Consider the following 2,421-nt stretch of genomic DNA (forward strand, 5'->3'; position numbering starts at 1 on the left):
CAGGAAGCCGTGCGGCATGACCATGAGGTCGGTGCTGAGCAGCGACCGCTCGGCGGTCTCCACGACGCGCGGGGTGTTGGCCGCGCGCCCGCCTGGCCGTCGCGCTGGGCGCCACCGTGCTGGGGCTCGACGTCCTCGACGAGCCGCGCGAGGACCTGCCGGGGGTCGACTACCGCCGCCTGGACGTGACCGACGCCGGAGCCTGGTCGCGCACCGCCGCGGCCGTGGCCCGCGCGCACGGGCGCATCGACGGGCTCGTGGGCAACGCGGGGGTGACGTGGCGGGCGCGCCTGGGCGACGTCGCGGCCGCCGACCTGCTGCGCGTGCACGAGGTGAACGTGGTCGGGACGCTCCTGGGCGTGCAGGCCGTCACCCCGTTCATGGCGGACGGCTCCTCCATCGTCGTCGTCGGGTCCGTCGCCGCCCTGACCGGGCACGTGCCGCTGGCGTACACGACGAGCAAGTGGGCCCTGCGGGGGCTCGCGAAGACGGCCTGCCTGGAGCTGGGGCCCCGGGGGATCCGGGTGAACACCGTGCACCCGGGGTTCATCGAGACCCCGATGACCGCCTCGGCGGCCCCGGGGTTCCGCGCCGCGAACGTCGCCGAGACCCCGCTCGGGCGCACGGGCCGGCCCGAGGAGGTGGCCGCGGTCGTCGCGTTCCTGCTCGGGCCCGGCGCCTCCTTCGTCAGCGGGGCGGAGATCACCGTCGACGGCGGGCTCACCGCGCACGGCGGAGTCAAGTCGATCGCTGACGCCGTGGCGCCGTCGTGAACCGCCTCGCGGGCAAGGTCGCCCTCGTGACCGGCACGGCGGGGGGCCAGGGCCGCGCCGCGGCGCAGCTGTTCGCCGCCGAGGGCGCCGTCGTCGTCGGGTGCGACCTCGGCGCCGCCGGTTCCGAGGAGACCGTGCGGCTGGTGCGGGACGCGGGCGGGAGGATGGACGCCACCGCCCCGCTCGACCTCTCCGACGAGGGCGCCGTGCAGGCCTGGGTGGACGACGCCGCGGCCCGCCACGGCGGCATCGACCTGCTGTACAACAACGCGGGCGCGACGCGGTTCTCGCCGATCGCGGAGACGTCCTACGCCGACTGGTCGTTCGTCCTGCGCCACGAGCTGGACATCGTGTTCCTCGCCACGCGCGCCGCGTGGCCGCACCTCGTCGCCCGCGGGGGCGGCGCGATCCTGCTCGTCGGGTCGACGGCGGGGATCACGGGGTCGCGCACCAACACGCGCATCGCCCACACGGCGACGAAGGGCGGCGTGGTCGCGATGACCAGGCAGCTCGCCGCCGAGGGTGCGCCGCACGGGATCCGCGCGAACTGCGTGAGCCCCGGGATGATCCGCACGCCGGCGACGGAGAGCGACGTCCTGCGCGCCGACCACCCGATGCACACCATCGCGCAGGCCATCCCGCTCGGGCGCATCGGCGACCCGGAGGAGATCGCCCGCTGCGCGCTGTTCCTGCTGAGCGACGAGGCGTCCTACGTGACGGGGGCGAACCTCGTCGTCGACGGCGGCTGGTCGGCGATCCTGCCGGGGTGACGGGCGGTCCTGCTCCGGTCCCGGAGCCGGGGTTTCTAGAACTCCCCGGACGGGGGAGCGGAACACGCGGCGAGGCTTGCGCTGGGTGGGTGCCTGCGGTCATCATCAGCGCGCCACCCCCTGGACGAGGGTCCCGACGGTCGTGATCCACTGCGACGCGGGCACTCTCGCGAGCAGAACGGACTGCCCATGCGCGCCTCCACCATCGCCCGGTTCCTGGCGGCCCTCTCCGTCGTCGGCACCCTCGCCACCGCGGGCATCGCGGTCGCGGGTTCCGCCTCCGCCGCCACCTGCTCCGACGTCGACGTCGTCTTCGCCCGCGGCACGGGCGAGGCGGCCGGCCTCGGCATCGTGGGCGGGCCGTTCGTCCGCTCGCTGACCGCCGACCTGCCCGGCCGCACGGTCACCTCCTACGCCGTGAACTACGCGGCGAACACCGCGCAGACCAGCGCCGGCCCCGGCGCCACGGACATGACGAACCACGTCACGAGCGTCGCGGCCGCGTGCCCGCAGACGAAGTTCGTCCTCGGCGGGTACTCGCAGGGCGCGACGGTCACCGACATCGCCCTCGGCATCCGCACGGGCACGACCAGCGGCACGGCGATCCCCGCCGTGCTGTCGGACCGGGTCGCCGCCGTGGTCGTCTTCGGCAACCCGCTGGGCCTGCAGCGCCAGACGATCGCCACCGCGAGCCCCACCTACGGCCCGCGGTCGCGCGACTTCTGCAACACCGGTGACCCGGTGTGCGGCAACGGGTTCAACATCGGCGCCCACCTGACCTACGCCAGCAACGGCTCCACCACCCAGGGCGCGCAGTTCGCGGCCGACCTGGTGCTGGCGTCCGCCCCGACGCCGCCCACCACTCCCCCGACCACGCC

The 2,421-nt window shown here is 75.2% G+C and carries 3 protein-coding genes; all 3 read left to right on the forward strand.

The window, feature by feature from the left end; genetic code table 11:
* The first annotated feature begins 104 nt into the window (after positions 1–104).
* The gene (locus GTR02_RS21295) at positions 105–773 is read left to right on the forward strand and encodes an SDR family NAD(P)-dependent oxidoreductase (RefSeq protein ID WP_420814761.1); all 669 of its coding nucleotides are present in this window, start codon (positions 105–107) and stop codon (positions 771–773) included.
* A complete protein-coding gene (locus tag GTR02_RS21300) occupies positions 770–1,543 on the forward strand; it encodes an SDR family oxidoreductase (protein ID WP_166609470.1) in 774 nt (257 codons plus the stop codon). Before GTR02_RS21295 ends, GTR02_RS21300 begins: the two co-directional genes overlap by 4 nt.
* Before the next feature lie 189 nt (positions 1,544–1,732).
* A partial coding sequence (locus GTR02_RS21305) for a cutinase family protein (RefSeq protein WP_166609471.1) occupies positions 1,733–2,421 on the forward strand: 689 nt, incomplete at its 3' end.

Source organism: Kineococcus siccus, from assembly GCF_009906795.1.
GTDB classification, from domain to species: Bacteria; Actinomycetota; Actinomycetes; order Actinomycetales; family Kineococcaceae; genus Kineococcus; species Kineococcus siccus.